The following is a 14581-nucleotide window of genomic DNA, read 5'->3' on the forward strand; positions in this document are numbered from 1 at the left end:
TTGAATATTATATCATATAAAAGTGGTGCCGGCAAGAGGACTTGAACCCCCAACCTACTGATTACAAGTCAGTTGCTCTACCAATTGAGCTACACCGGCATATATGTAAAACCGATATGTATAATGAAAAATGGTGGAGGATGACGGGCTCGAACCGCCGACCCTCTGCTTGTAAGGCAGATGCTCTCCCAGCTGAGCTAATCCTCCATAATTGCACTAACGTGCAATTGCTTGGCGGCGTCCTACTCTCACAGGGGGAAACCCCCGACTACCATCGGCGCTGAAGAGCTTAACTTCCGTGTTCGGTATGGGAACGGGTGTGACCTCTTCGCTATCGCCACCAAACAAATTGAGAGTGTTCTCTCAAAACTAGATAACAGATGTGACATCATTCAAAAGTATGGTTAAGTCCTCGATCGATTAGTATCTGTCAGCTCCATGTGTCGCCACACTTCCACCTCAGACCTATCAACCTGATCATCTTTCAGGGATCTTACTTCCTTGCGGAATGGGAAATCTCATCTTGAGGGGGGCTTCATGCTTAGATGCTTTCAGCACTTATCCCGTCCGCACATAGCTACCCAGCGATGCCCTTGGCAGAACAACTGGTACACCAGCGGTGCGTCCATCCCGGTCCTCTCGTACTAAGGACAGCTCCTCTCAAATTTCCTGCGCCCGCGACGGATAGGGACCGAACTGTCTCACGACGTTCTGAACCCAGCTCGCGTACCGCTTTAATGGGCGAACAGCCCAACCCTTGGGACCGACTACAGCCCCAGGATGCGATGAGCCGACATCGAGGTGCCAAACCTCCCCGTCGATGTGGACTCTTGGGGGAGATAAGCCTGTTATCCCCGGGGTAGCTTTTATCCGTTGAGCGATGGCCCTTCCATGCGGAACCACCGGATCACTAAGCCCGACTTTCGTCCCTGCTCGACTTGTAGGTCTCGCAGTCAAGCTCCCTTGTGCCTTTACACTCTGCGAATGATTTCCAACCATTCTGAGGGAACCTTTGGGCGCCTCCGTTACCTTTTAGGAGGCGACCGCCCCAGTCAAACTGCCCACCTGACACTGTCTCCCCGCCCGATAAGGGCGGCGGGTTAGAAGGTCAATACAGCCAGGGTAGTATCCCACCGATGCCTCCACCGAAGCTGGCGCTCCGGTTTCCAAGGCTCCTACCTATCCTGTACAAGCTGTACCAACATTCAATATCAGGCTGCAGTAAAGCTCCACGGGGTCTTTCCGTCCTGTCGCGGGTAACCTGCATCTTCACAGGTACTATAATTTCACCGAGTCTCTCGTTGAGACAGTGCCCAGATCGTTGCGCCTTTCGTGCGGGTCGGAACTTACCCGACAAGGAATTTCGCTACCTTAGGACCGTTATAGTTACGGCCGCCGTTTACTGGGGCTTCAATTCGCACCTTCGCTTACGCTAAGCGCTCCTCTTAACCTTCCAGCACCGGGCAGGCGTCAGCCCCTATACTTCGCCTTACGGCTTCGCAGAGACCTGTGTTTTTGCTAAACAGTCGCCTGGGCCTATTCACTGCGGCTCTCTCGGGCTTGCACCCTAACAGAGCACCCCTTCTCCCGAAGTTACGGGGTCATTTTGCCGAGTTCCTTAACGAGAGTTCTCTCGATCACCTTAGGATTCTCTCCTCGCCTACCTGTGTCGGTTTGCGGTACGGGCACCTCTCACCTCGCTAGAGGCTTTTCTTGGCAGTGTGGAATCAGGAACTTCGCTACTATATTTCGCTCGCCATCACAGCTCAGCCTTATGGGAAACGGATTTGCCTATTTCCCAGCCTAACTGCTTGGACGCGGATATCCAATACCGCGCTTACCCTATCCTCCTGCGTCCCCCCATTGCTCAAATGGTGAGGAGGTGGTACAGGAATATCAACCTGTTGTCCATCGCCTACGCCTTTCGGCCTCGGCTTAGGTCCCGACTAACCCTGAGCGGACGAGCCTTCCTCAGGAAACCTTAGGCATTCGGTGGAGGGGATTCTCACCCCTCTTTCGCTACTCATACCGGCATTCTCACTTCTAAGCGCTCCACCAGTCCTTCCGGTCTGGCTTCACAGCCCTTAGAACGCTCTCCTACCACTGTTCGAAGAACAGTCCGCAGCTTCGGTGATACGTTTAGCCCCGGTACATTTTCGGCGCAGAGTCACTCGACCAGTGAGCTATTACGCACTCTTTAAATGGTGGCTGCTTCTAAGCCAACATCCTGGTTGTCTAAGCAACTCCACATCCTTTTCCACTTAACGTATACTTTGGGACCTTAGCTGGCGGTCTGGGCTGTTTCCCTTTCGACTACGGATCTTATCACTCGCAGTCTGACTCCCAAGGATAAGTCATTGGCATTCGGAGTTTGACTGAATTCGGTAACCCGGTAGGGCGCCTAGTCCAATCAGTGCTCTACCTCCAAGACTCTTACCTTGAGGCTAGCCCTAAAGCTATTTCGGAGAGAACCAGCTATCTCCAGGTTCGATTGGCATTTCACCCCTACCCACACCTCATCCCCGCACTTTTCAACGTGCGTGGGTTCGGGCCTCCATTCAGTGTTACCTGAACTTCACCCTGGACATGGGTAGATCACCTGGTTTCGGGTCTACGACCACGTACTCATGCGCCCTATTCAGACTCGCTTTCGCTGCGGCTCCGCATCTTCTGCTTAACCTTGCACGGGATCGTAACTCGCCGGTTCATTCTACAAAAGGCACGCCATCACCCGTTAACGGGCTCTGACTACTTGTAGGCACACGGTTTCAGGATCTCTTTCACTCCCCTTCCGGGGTGCTTTTCACCTTTCCCTCACGGTACTGGTTCACTATCGGTCACTAGGGAGTATTTAGCCTTGGGAGATGGTCCTCCCGGATTCCGACGGAATTTCACGTGTTCCGCCGTACTCAGGATCCACTCAGGAGAGAACGAAGTTTTGACTACAGGGCTGTTACCTCCTATGGCGGGCCTTTCCAGACCTCTTCATCTACCTCGTTCTTTTGTAACTCCGTACAGAGTGTCCTACAACCCCAAGAGGCAAGCCTCTTGGTTTGGGCTGATCCCGTTTCGCTCGCCGCTACTCAGGGAATCGCATTTGCTTTCTCTTCCTCCGGGTACTTAGATGTTTCAGTTCCCCGGGTCTGCCTTCTCATATCCTATGAATTCAGATATGGATACCACTCCATTACGAGTGGTGGGTTTCCCCATTCGGAAATCTCCGGATCAAAGCTTGCTTACAGCTCCCCGAAGCATATCGGTGTTCGTCCCGTCCTTCATCGGCTCCTAGTGCCAAGGCATCCACCGTGCGCCCTTTCTAACTTAACCGTTAAAAAGAATCACTATGTGATATCTTGTGTTACTAATTGAATGTGATGTCTACTGTTATCTAGTTTTCAAAGAACACGTTTCGAAGGAATGATCCTTCAAAACTAAACAAGACAGGGAACGTTCTGTTTATAAGACCCAAGGTCTTATATTCCGTATAATATCCTTAGAAAGGAGGTGATCCAGCCGCACCTTCCGATACGGCTACCTTGTTACGACTTCACCCCAATCATCTGTCCCACCTTCGGCGGCTGGCTCCTAAAAGGTTACCTCACCGACTTCGGGTGTTACAAACTCTCGTGGTGTGACGGGCGGTGTGTACAAGGCCCGGGAACGTATTCACCGCGGCATGCTGATCCGCGATTACTAGCGATTCCAGCTTCACGCAGTCGAGTTGCAGACTGCGATCCGAACTGAGAACAGATTTGTGGGATTGGCTTAACCTCGCGGTTTCGCTGCCCTTTGTTCTGTCCATTGTAGCACGTGTGTAGCCCAGGTCATAAGGGGCATGATGATTTGACGTCATCCCCACCTTCCTCCGGTTTGTCACCGGCAGTCACCTTAGAGTGCCCAACTGAATGCTGGCAACTAAGATCAAGGGTTGCGCTCGTTGCGGGACTTAACCCAACATCTCACGACACGAGCTGACGACAACCATGCACCACCTGTCACTCTGCCCCCGAAGGGGACGTCCTATCTCTAGGATTGCCAGAGGATGTCAAGACCTGGTAAGGTTCTTCGCGTTGCTTCGAATTAAACCACATGCTCCACCGCTTGTGCGGGCCCCCGTCAATTCCTTTGAGTTTCAGTCTTGCGACCGTACTCCCCAGGCGGAGTGCTTAATGCGTTAGCTGCAGCACTAAGGGGCGGAAACCCCCTAACACTTAGCACTCATCGTTTACGGCGTGGACTACCAGGGTATCTAATCCTGTTCGCTCCCCACGCTTTCGCTCCTCAGCGTCAGTTACAGACCAGAGAGTCGCCTTCGCCACTGGTGTTCCTCCACATCTCTACGCATTTCACCGCTACACGTGGAATTCCACTCTCCTCTTCTGCACTCAAGTTCCCCAGTTTCCAATGACCCTCCCCGGTTGAGCCGGGGGCTTTCACATCAGACTTAAGAAACCGCCTGCGAGCCCTTTACGCCCAATAATTCCGGACAACGCTTGCCACCTACGTATTACCGCGGCTGCTGGCACGTAGTTAGCCGTGGCTTTCTGGTTAGGTACCGTCAAGGTACCGCCCTATTTGAACGGTACTTGTTCTTCCCTAACAACAGAGCTTTACGATCCGAAAACCTTCATCACTCACGCGGCGTTGCTCCGTCAGACTTTCGTCCATTGCGGAAGATTCCCTACTGCTGCCTCCCGTAGGAGTCTGGGCCGTGTCTCAGTCCCAGTGTGGCCGATCACCCTCTCAGGTCGGCTACGCATCGTCGCCTTGGTGAGCCGTTACCTCACCAACTAGCTAATGCGCCGCGGGTCCATCTGTAAGTGGTAGCCGAAGCCACCTTTTATGTTTGAACCATGCGGTTCAAACAAGCATCCGGTATTAGCCCCGGTTTCCCGGAGTTATCCCAGTCTTACAGGCAGGTTACCCACGTGTTACTCACCCGTCCGCCGCTAACATCAGGGAGCAAGCTCCCATCTGTCCGCTCGACTTGCATGTATTAGGCACGCCGCCAGCGTTCGTCCTGAGCCAGGATCAAACTCTCCGATAAATGGATCACAGGTTAAGTTCACCGCATCCTGCGGCGACACCTGTGTGACCTGCGTCGTGCAGGTCCTAGTTTGACTGACTACGCACATCGCTGTGCGATTTATAAAAATGAATTAACAGGTACGTTTTATCTTGTTTAGTTTTCAAAGATCATTTCGTTACTTCTCAATGAAGCAGCTTTACTAATATAACATTCAGCTTCTTTTTTGTCAACAACTTTTTTCAAGTTGTTTTGAAGCATCTAGTTTGTGTCCGCTGTGCATCAGCGACGTTTAATAATATAACACCTGTATTTATTTATTGCAATAGTTTTTTTAAAAAATCTATAAAACAAATAAACTATAATCCTCGCCATGATTTCTAAAGCGTGTGTATCATATAACTTTCTTAAAAGAACATATACATCAGTCATGTGATCTTGTTGTTTTTTTTGTTTTCTTGTATAGTAGAAACGAACTAAATACTGATGACCACAAGGGGAGCATTAAAGCTGAGAGTGAGCGGTTTCGTTCTGACCCTTTGAACCTGTTAGTTAACGCTGGCGTAGGGATGTGGCAAAGTCAAATGAATTGCAGATCGTAAAGCAGTGCGTGGAACTTTTCTCATCCTTCCGCGTGCTGCTTTTTTGTTGTCCTTTTGGTTGTCTGTCAATGGAAGGAGATAGATATGAATCAATCTAAGCAACTGGTTCGCCTTATTGAAATTGCCATTATGACAGCAGCAGCCGTTATTTTAGACATTGTCTCAGGAATGTTTCTTAGCATGCCTCAAGGAGGCTCGGTCTCCATCATGATGATTCCGATCTTTTTAATTTCGTTTCGCTGGGGTGTCAAAGCAGGTCTTACTACAGGTTTGTTGACAGGTCTAGTACAAATAGCAATCGGAAACTTGTTTGCTCAACATCCTGTACAGCTATTGTTAGATTACATTGTCGCTTTCGCAGCAATCGGCATAAGCGGCTGTTTCGCTTCTTCTGTCCGTAAAGCCGCTGTATCAAAAACAAAAGGGAAATTGATTGTTTCAGTGGTCAGCGCAGTTTTCATCGGCAGTTTGCTGCGCTATGCCGCGCATGTCATTTCAGGAGCTGTGTTTTTCGGCAGCTTTGCTCCAAAAGGAACGCCGGTATGGATTTATTCTTTAACTTATAATGCGACTTACATGGTTCCTTCATTCATTATTTGTGCAATTGTCCTATGTTTATTATTTATGACAGCACCCCGTTTGCTTAAAAGTGACAAAGCGTAAAAGTGACAATCCCCCAGCGAATTCCGCTGGGGGATTGTTCGTTATCTGTTAAGAAGTGTTTTTAAAGCTGAAAGATCCGGCCAGCCAAGACCTACTTCTTTCAGCCTTACTCCGTCAATTTCAAAGTTGTCCTCCGCTACTCTTTCAGGTGAATAGGCCTGATAAAATATAATCGAGGGATTCTGCTCAATAACCCAAACAAACATACTTGAAAAACCATGTTGAAGCAAAAACTCCGCTCCTTTTGCTAAGAGCGCCCTGCCTGCACCTTGCCGCTGGCGCTCTTCCACAAGATAAATAGCGTATAACTCGCCGTCATAGCCTTCTTGTTCAGATCGAATAGGTCCAAATGAAGCAAAGCCGAATACTGAACCCATTTCGTCCTGAGCAACAAATACTCCCTTTAACGAGCGACTTTTCCATTTGTCTTCAAATTCCTTATAGTTCAGGCTGTTTAAATAATCAATCGGGATAATTTCGTGGTATGTTGTCCTCCAGCTGTCTACATGCACTTTTGCAATGTCCTTTATATCCTCTAACTTCGCTTCACGTACAGTTACCATACGGTTCTGCCCTTTCCTTACTCTGATTTTTGGATCGTTTTGGCTTCTTTGATTTCATTTGTTAATTCATTAATGCTTTGTTTTACGTTTCCTTTTCCTGAAAAGTTCTCAAGCATTTCTTTTACATCAATTCCTGAGGATGCTTTTAAACTTTCTTGCAGACTTGACATTAAGTTCGTCGCATAGCTGGTTACTTTGTTTGCTCCGCTTGATTCACCGCTTCCTCCTGTATCGACAACGGTGATTTTATCAATATTTGAAAGAGGTGCCGCTGCTTGTTTCGCGTATTCCGGAAGCATTTTGACAATCATATCGAAAATCGCCGCCTGCCCGTACTGTTCAAAGGCAGCCGCAATTTTCTCTTTTGCTTCCGCTTCTGCAAGACCTTTCAGGCGGATAACCTCTGCCTCTGTCTCTCCTTTCGCTTTTTCCGCTTCTGCTTTTGCTAGCCCGTCAATTCTTACTTTTTCCGCCTCAGCCTTTGCCATTGCTTCAATACTGTACTTCTTGGCATCGGCTTCCGCGAGCTGTTTGGCTTTCTCTGCTGCTGCGGACTGCTCAACAGAATAACGGTCTGCATCGGCTTTTTTCTTTACCTCTGAGTCGTATTGACGTTCACGGCGAAGAATTTCTTTTTCTTCTAGTTCTATTTGTTTTTGGCGTTCGATAATTTTAACCTGCATTTCCTGCTCTGTGACTTGCTGGCGCGCTCTGGCAGTCTCTAAATCATATGCTTGGTCGGCATTCGCTTTTGCCGTATCTTGTTCTCTGCGGAATTCAGCCATTTTGAGCTGATTGAGTTTTTCAGCTTCAGCGATTTCCGTCGCCCGTTCAAGTTCTGATTTTTTTGCGTCTTTATCGGCTTCTGCCCGCTTAATTCGTGTTTCTTTATCAGCCTCTGCTGTTGCGATATCAGCATCGCGTTTTACTTGGGCAATTCTCGGTTTCCCTAATGATTCAAGATAACCGTTTTTATCACGAACATCTTTAATGGTAAACGAGACGATTACAAGCCCCATTTTCGCGAGATCCTGTGAAGCGACACGCTGCACCTCTTGAGAGAATTTTTCTCTGTTTTTATAGATTTCTTCTACTGTCATTGAGCCGAGAATGGAACGAAGGTGGCCTTCTAAAACCTCCCGCGCTTCCTGCTCACGGTCGTCTTTTGATTTCCCTAAAAATTGTTCGGCCGCTGTAGCGATTTCTCCTATAGAACCGCCGATTTTAATAATCGCAGTTCCATCGGCCATTACTGGCACTCCTTGTTCTGTATAGACTTCAGGTGTCGAAACATCGAGTTTGCTTGATAATAAGCTTAGCGGCTCTGCCTGCTGGAAGACGGGAAGGACAAAGGTTCCTCCGCCGCGGACGATTTTAATACGGTTGCCGCCTTCATCGACATGAACATTTTTATTCCCCAGATAGCTCCCTGTTACAATTAACGCTTCATCAGGCCCTGCTGTACGATACTTCGTAATAAACACAGCTATTAGTGCAATTAATAAAAAGAATACAACTCCGATGATCATTATAATCGGCATTGTCATATCAAATTCCTCCTTTTATGTTAAATGGGTTCATGCGGAGTAACCGAAAGAACTCCGTTGTTAATATCTACGACTAACACCGTTGTCCCGTAACTGATCTGCTGATTATCAAAACTGACCGCTGACTTTGAAATGGTGCCTCCTATCCCTTCTATGACCACTTCACCAAACCCGTCAACCGGAACAGCTGTAATCACTTTACCGAGTCTTCCTCTGAGATCATCTTCTCTATATGCCAATGATTCTTCTGCAGATGATAATGGTACCAGTACAAAGATGTGAAGCAATACCACCAGCATGATTGAAAGGATGCAAGATAAAAGCGCAATCAGCAAGCTTGACAGAGGCAATACGAGTTCACCTATATATCCGCCCGCTGAAAAACATGTGAAAAATGAGAGCACTAATGTCGGATTAAGAAACGGAATGCCTTCCGGCAGCCCTGCAAATACATCTCCGAAAAACAGAAATAACAGCGTAAGGCTGCCCGCAATAATAAGCGTATAAAGATAAATTGTTTGTATAGGTACTCCAAATAACTCCAATTTCCTCATCCTTTCTTCATCAATGCATTGATGAACGGCTGCCGTTACCATTTATACGAGACACCACGGGAAAAGTTTCAAAATTTTAAGACAAATAACCCATTTGAAGTGCTTTATAAATGATAATTGCTTATATATATGGTAATGTCATTTTAGGAGGAGATATGATGAGTATCTTTAATGAAGCCAGATTAGAAACGTGGAACGAATTGAAAGGACTTTCTGACGAAAAGCTGAACCAAAAGCCTTCTGCTGAAGAATGGAGCATACGGGAAGTTCTTGACCATTTGAAAAAAATCGATATGACCGCACAAAAAATGTTGAAGGAACGTGTAAAGGACGCTCCGATTAAAGAAATTGAAGAAAAACCGCTTGAGGTAGCACAGGACAGAAATAATAAACGGAAAGCCCCGAGTCATCTTGAGCCTGCGCATGATTTTATTTCAGGCAGCCAAATGAAACGTGAGCTTGATGTGGTAAGAGAGCAGCTGACTGCTGCGATTGCCTCTCTGAAAGAAGAAGATTTTGAAAGAGTGCTTCCGCATCCTGTGTTTCAAGAGCTGACTGTCAGACAGTGGATCGATTTTATCGGCCATCATGAAAAACGGCACCTCAGCCAAATGAAAGAAATTAAAGAAAAGATAGAAAGGGCCTGATTTCATCAGACCCTTTCTGCTTTTCGTTTGACTTTTCGCTGATAGGAATGAACTTCTATTTCATCACCTGTGTAAACAGCACCAGGTCTTTCCACAATACAGACAATCCCTCTAATGCCCAGTGCGTGGCGGACGAAAGCCGGCGCCAGCTTCGGTTGGTCCGGATAATAAGACTGAATGACTTCTCCCGGCTGGATACACGGATCATTTTCGCCCTCACACAGCAGAGCCGCTCCGCTCGGAAAAATAATCCGGCTTCCTTCTTTTAATGAAGTAAGATCTGGCATACCGCTGACTGCCACATTCGCCCCGAGCCATTCCGGCAAAATCCTCGGCACTCCCATTTTTAAAGCGATTTCGTTGCATTCCTCTATTGAAACAATTGAAATTTGTCTGCGGTTAAAAATTTCAGTCCCTCTTGAAAACATTGGTTCTCTGGCTCCCGCTTTTTTGGTCAGGCCAAAATGCAAGTCGCCGGGGATGCCGCCATAATCAAAATCAAGCTTGTCCATTTGCTTTGTTACGAAGCTTTCTGTATCTGCGATATATAAGCCTTCCGCTTTTGAAGTCATACGCTTCCACATCAGCTGGCACCTTCCTTCTTATCTAAAATTTCCACCTATGCTTCATTATCCCAAAAAATCCCGCTCTGTAAAGGAGCGGGATTTTGATTATACCGTTTTAGGCGTAAGGTTAAAGCAGCGTTTGTAGATCCAGTTGTATGCTTTTTCATTTAAATCTCTAGGGTTTCCGAAGGTTTGCGGATCTTTCATTGCTTCTTTAGACAAGCGTTCGATCATATTAGGTGATACTCCCTGCTCTTCTAAAGTCGGCACTTCTAAATCTTCGACCAGATCATACATCCAATTGACAGATGCTTTCGCAGCTTCTTCTGTTGTCATCTTGCTTGTATCAATACCGAACGCTTTCGCAATACGCGCAAACTTCTCAGGATAGCCCTTCCAGTTGTATTCCATGACAGGGCCCATCATCGCCGCTACACATTGGCCGTGAGCGACTGGGATAATACCGCCAAGCGTTTGGCTCATCGCATGAGCCGCGCCCGCTGATTCACTTCCGTAAGAAAGACCGGCAAGCATCGCAGCCTGCGCCATTCCGTACCTTGCTTCCAGATCCTCTCCGTCAGCAAATGCCCTCTTAATGTAATGAGCGGCATACTCAATCGCCATTAAGGCAACTGCATCCGTGATTGGCTGTGCAAATTTCATTGTATAGCATTCAATAGCATGGGCGAGCGCATCAATTCCCGTCATAGCTGTTACATGAGGAGGCATTGAAACATGAAGCTCAGGATCAATGATGGTCAAGTGCGCTGCAATCAGAGGACCGCCCGTGTTGAATTTGAATTCTCTTTCTTCATCTGTGATAACCGCCCATTGGGTTACTTCTGATCCTGTTCCAGCTGTAGTGGGAATTGTCGTCAGCGGAGGAATGCGGTTTTCCAGCGGTTTTTTCCCATCTGCCGCTTCATAATCAAGCACGCTTCCTTCGTGAGTCGCTTCTACTCCGATTGCTTTTGCTGTATCCATGGAGCTTCCGCCTCCGACTGCCACCAAACCATTACAGTTCTCTTTTTTGTAAAGCTCAGATCCTTCATTCACCAGACGGACAGGCGGGTTTGGCTCAACTTTATTAAAGAGCACCACTTCAATGCCTGCTTCTTTAAGTGATTCGATTACAGGATCAGCAACACCGGCTTTATAAATTCCTGGGTCTGTGACAAGGAGCGCTTTTGAAACGCCCAGTGCAGCTACTTCCTCACCCGTATGCTTGATGGCTCCGATTCCATGCTTAATCACAGTCGGAATTTCAAATGTGTGGAATTTCTGCATGCTTTCTACCTTCATATTTAATGTCATCATCAATCTCCCCCTCTTATGAATTGAACCAGTTAACCGCTGCCGGTTTTGTATTGCGGTATACATGTTTGACTTCTGTGTATTCTTCAAGGCCTATTTTTCCAAGCTCGCGTCCGAACCCGGATTGCTTATATCCGCCCCATGGCGCTTGTGCAAAGTACGGATGAAAATCGTTGATCCAAACGGTTCCCATTCTCAAGCGGGCTGCTACCCGTTCGCACTTTTCAATATCTTTTGACCATACCGCTCCAGCCAAGCCATAGATGGTATCATTCGCAAGCTCGATTACCTCTTCTTCAGAGCTGAAGGTTTCGACTGTCAATACAGGACCGAAAACCTCTTCCTGAACGATTCTCATGTCAGAATTACAGTTTGAGAAAATAGTAGGTTCATAGAAAAAGCCGTTTTGAAGCGCAGGATCTTCCGGGCGTTTGCCTCCTGTCTCCAGCTTCGCGCCTTCCTCTATTCCGATCTCTACATATTTTTCTACCTTTGCCCTGTGCTCCGCCGAAATAAGCGGACCGCTTTCTGTCTCAGCATGAAAACCGTTTCCGAGTTTTATGCGTTTTGCCCGTTTGACCAGCTCCGCCAAAAATTGATCATGAATGGCGTCCTCAACAAGCAAGCGGGAACCTGCAGAGCATACTTGGCCGGCGTGGAAAAATACAGCGTTTAAGGCTTGATCAACCGCAACTTCTAAATCCGCGTCCTTGAAAACAATATTTGGGTTTTTCCCGCCAAGTTCAAGGGCGATTTTTTTGACGTTTCCGCTTGCCGCCCGCATGATTTTTTTGCCTGTTTCAATTCCGCCCGTAAACGAAATCAAATCGACGTCTTTGTTTACGGCAAGCTCGTCGCCCACTGTGGCTCCCGGTCCAAGAACAAGATTTGCGACACCTTTTGGAACACAGGCTTCTTCCATCAGCTTAAAGACTTTGATTGTCGTCAGCGGCGTAATCTCACTCGGCTTCATGACGATTGTGTTTCCTGCAGCCAGTGCAGGGGCGATTTTCCAGCTTGCTTGAAGGAGCGGATAATTCCATGGAGTGATCTGGCCGCAAACCCCGATTGGCTCCCTAATAATTTTGCTTTCTGAATCAGGAATCGGAGATGAAATGATCTCTCCGCCATCTTTGTCTGCCAAGCCGGCGTAATATTGAAAAACATTGGCGATATCGTCCATATCGGCCTTGCTTTCTTCGAGTGTTTTTCCTGTATCAAGAGATTCAAGCTCAGCCAGCTCCTCAAGATCGCGTCTGATTAATTCCGCAATTTTCAGAACAATTTTCCCGCGTTCAAGCCCGGATAGCGATGACCATTCTCCTTTGTCAAATGCTCTGCGTGCGGCTGCGATTGCTTTGATGGCGTCCTCTCGCCCTCCCTCGCTTACAGTTGCAATTTCTTCTTGATTAAATGGGTTGATAATACTGCGGATCTGTTCTTTTTCGGCACTGATCCATTCTCCGTCAATGAATAATGTTTGACTCATATAAGCCTCCTTGACGTAAATAAAGTTTGTTAAATAAAAATTTAATGTTTTTAACAACCTTAATCTAACATATGGTTTTTAAACTGTCAAAGTCCCATTTCGATTTTTCTTTTTGACTTTTCCTCATGTTTCGTTAAGATAAAGAACATAAAGAAATAACTTAACGAATTTAATTTTCTAAGGAAAAGAGGGTCAGTATGGATGAAAATCCAGAATTTGCAGCTATAGAACAGGCTCGGGATCTTGTTATTGACTCCATTGCTGAAACGATGGATCTTTACGGAATTACCCGCAGTGTCGGGATTTTATATGGGACGATGTATATGAGGGATGAGATGACGCTTGACGAAATGCGTGAGGAGTTGCAAATGAGCAAACCAAGCATGAGCACAGGCGTCAAAAAGCTTCAAGACTTAAATGTAGTGAAAAAAACATTTCACCGGGGAATCCGCAAGCATACATTTGTGGCTGAAAAGGATTTCTTTAAATTTTTCACAAATTTCTTTCCACCTAAATGGGAGCGGGAGGTTCAAGTGAATGTAGCAGCGATCGAGGAAGCTCAAGCTGATTTACAAAAGGTTTTAAGCAAGGAAGATCTCGATGAGGATATCAAAAATGAGGCACTGCAGTTATACGATCAGCTGGAAAGCTCTAAAGCTTACTATGACTGGCTGAAACGGCTTGCTGAATCGGTGCAGACCGGAGAAATTTTTAAATTTATACCGATCGAAACAAAGTAAAGCAGAAAACGTCTGGGAAACCAGGCGTTTTTTTGATGTAACTACTACAAATTTGAAAAATACGGGAAAAACACCCCATTTACTTCCAAAATATTTGATGGTAATTTTATGTAGGTAAAATTTGTATTTGGCCTTCAGAGGAGGTGAAAAGCGGGCAGGCCTGTTTAATTTATCATTTTTTAGGGGGAATTTTGTTATGAAACGCAAATTATTATCTTCTTTGGCAATTAGTGCATTAAGTCTCGGGTTACTCGTTTCTGCACCTACAGCTTCTTTCGCGGCTGAATCTACATCAACTAAAGCTCATACTGAATCTACTATGAGAACACAGTCTACAGCTTCATTGTTCGCAACAATCACTGGCGCCAGCAAAACGGAATGGTCTTTCTCAGATATCGAATTGACTTACCGTCCAAACACGCTTCTCAGCCTTGGCGTTATGGAGTTTACATTGCCAAGCGGATTTACTGCAAACACGAAAGACACATTGAACGGAAATGCCTTGCGTACAACACAGATCCTCAATAACGGGAAAACAGTAAGAGTTCCTTTGGCACTTGATTTGTTAGGAGCTGGCGAATTCAAATTAAAACTGAATAACAAAACACTTCCTGCCGCTGGTACATATACTTTCCGTGCGGAGAATAAATCATTAAGCATCGGAAATAAATTTTACGCAGAAGCCAGCATTGACGTGGCTAAGCGCAGCACTCCTCCGACTCAGCCTTGCGGTTGCAACTAATGTAAAAGACCGGTTAACGCCGGTCTTTTTTGCGTTTTACCCTCCCCTTTTTCTCTAATCCCCGTTATCTTTTTTCTGGTTTAAAATTTAAATTGACAAACACTAGAAACAGGAGTAAATTCTTGAGT

General features: G+C 46.5%; 10 protein-coding genes, 2 tRNA genes, 3 rRNA genes and 1 riboswitch. Of the genes, 4 read left to right on the forward strand and 11 right to left on the reverse strand.

Annotated features, from left to right (window positions below):
* Positions 1-23: 23 nt before the first annotated feature.
* The 5 genes from AC0OMA_RS15635 to AC0OMA_RS15655 form a co-directional block, all read right to left on the reverse strand.
* Positions 24-99, reverse strand: a tRNA-Thr gene (locus tag AC0OMA_RS15635).
* A gap of 32 nt (positions 100-131) precedes the next feature.
* A tRNA-Val gene (locus tag AC0OMA_RS15640) sits at positions 132-207 on the reverse strand.
* Between the two features lie 22 nt (positions 208-229).
* A 5S ribosomal RNA gene (rrf, locus tag AC0OMA_RS15645) occupies positions 230-345 on the reverse strand.
* Between the two features lie 55 nt (positions 346-400).
* Positions 401-3327 (reverse strand): 23S ribosomal RNA (locus AC0OMA_RS15650).
* Positions 3328-3497: 170 nt separating this feature from the next.
* Positions 3498-5047: ribosomal RNA gene (locus tag AC0OMA_RS15655) — 16S ribosomal RNA — on the reverse strand.
* The 16S, 23S and 5S rRNA genes sit together here with 2 tRNA genes alongside, the layout of an rRNA operon.
* Before the next feature lie 464 nt (positions 5048-5511).
* A riboswitch (TPP riboswitch) is annotated at positions 5512-5613 on the forward strand.
* A 99-nt stretch (positions 5614-5712) separates the two neighbouring features.
* Here AC0OMA_RS15655 and thiT point away from each other — a divergent pair.
* Entirely contained in the window at positions 5713-6291 is a 579-nt protein-coding gene (gene thiT, locus AC0OMA_RS15660; protein WP_003228966.1) for an energy-coupled thiamine transporter ThiT, read from the forward strand.
* A 41-nt stretch (positions 6292-6332) separates the two neighbouring features.
* Here thiT and AC0OMA_RS15665 read toward each other — a convergent pair whose 3' ends face one another.
* Genes AC0OMA_RS15665 through AC0OMA_RS15675 form a run of 3 tightly spaced genes read right to left on the reverse strand, consistent with a single transcriptional unit; the run spans position 6333 to position 8946 of the window.
* Positions 6333-6854 carry an N-acetyltransferase family protein gene (locus tag AC0OMA_RS15665; RefSeq protein WP_474222243.1) on the reverse strand — a complete coding sequence of 174 codons (522 nt, stop codon included), beginning with the start codon at positions 6852-6854 and terminating at the stop codon, positions 6333-6335.
* Between the two features lie 17 nt (positions 6855-6871).
* Entirely contained in the window at positions 6872-8401 is a 1530-nt protein-coding gene (gene floT, locus AC0OMA_RS15670) for a flotillin lipid rafts scaffold protein FloT (RefSeq protein ID WP_015384468.1), read from the reverse strand.
* 20 nt (positions 8402-8421) lie between these two features.
* Complete coding sequence (locus AC0OMA_RS15675) at positions 8422-8946, reverse strand: NfeD family membrane protein (RefSeq protein ID WP_015251368.1); 525 nt, start codon at positions 8944-8946, stop codon at positions 8422-8424.
* A gap of 167 nt (positions 8947-9113) precedes the next feature.
* On the opposite strand from AC0OMA_RS15675, the gene AC0OMA_RS15680 reads away from it, so the two are divergent.
* Entirely contained in the window at positions 9114-9602 is a 489-nt protein-coding gene (locus AC0OMA_RS15680) for a DinB family protein (protein ID WP_003242867.1), read from the forward strand.
* 5 nt (positions 9603-9607) lie between these two features.
* Here the strand turns inward: AC0OMA_RS15680 and AC0OMA_RS15685 are convergent, their stop codons facing one another.
* From AC0OMA_RS15685 to betB, 3 genes are all read right to left on the reverse strand, one after another.
* The gene (locus AC0OMA_RS15685) at positions 9608-10186 is read right to left on the reverse strand and encodes an MOSC domain-containing protein (RefSeq protein WP_100505744.1); all 579 of its coding nucleotides are present in this window, start codon (positions 10184-10186) and stop codon (positions 9608-9610) included.
* Positions 10187-10273: 87 nt separating this feature from the next.
* On the reverse strand, positions 10274-11482 hold the full coding sequence (gene gbsB, locus AC0OMA_RS15690; RefSeq protein ID WP_063336266.1) for a choline dehydrogenase: 1209 nt from the start codon (positions 11480-11482) through the stop codon (positions 10274-10276).
* A 16-nt stretch (positions 11483-11498) separates the two neighbouring features.
* On the reverse strand, positions 11499-12971 hold the full coding sequence (betB, locus tag AC0OMA_RS15695) for a betaine-aldehyde dehydrogenase (protein WP_100505745.1): 1473 nt from the start codon (positions 12969-12971) through the stop codon (positions 11499-11501).
* 197 nt (positions 12972-13168) lie between these two features.
* On the opposite strand from betB, the gene gbsR reads away from it, so the two are divergent.
* Both gbsR and bslA read left to right on the forward strand, forming a co-directional pair.
* Positions 13169-13711 (forward strand): transcriptional regulator GbsR, encoded by a 543-nt coding sequence (gbsR, locus tag AC0OMA_RS15700; protein ID WP_014477778.1) that lies wholly within the window; start codon positions 13169-13171, stop codon positions 13709-13711.
* Between the two features lie 196 nt (positions 13712-13907).
* Entirely contained in the window at positions 13908-14453 is a 546-nt protein-coding gene (bslA, locus tag AC0OMA_RS15705; protein ID WP_003243556.1) for a biofilm surface layer hydrophobin BslA, read from the forward strand.
* The last annotated feature ends 128 nt before the right edge of the window (positions 14454-14581 follow it).

This window comes from Bacillus sp. AMCV2 (assembly GCF_056033925.1).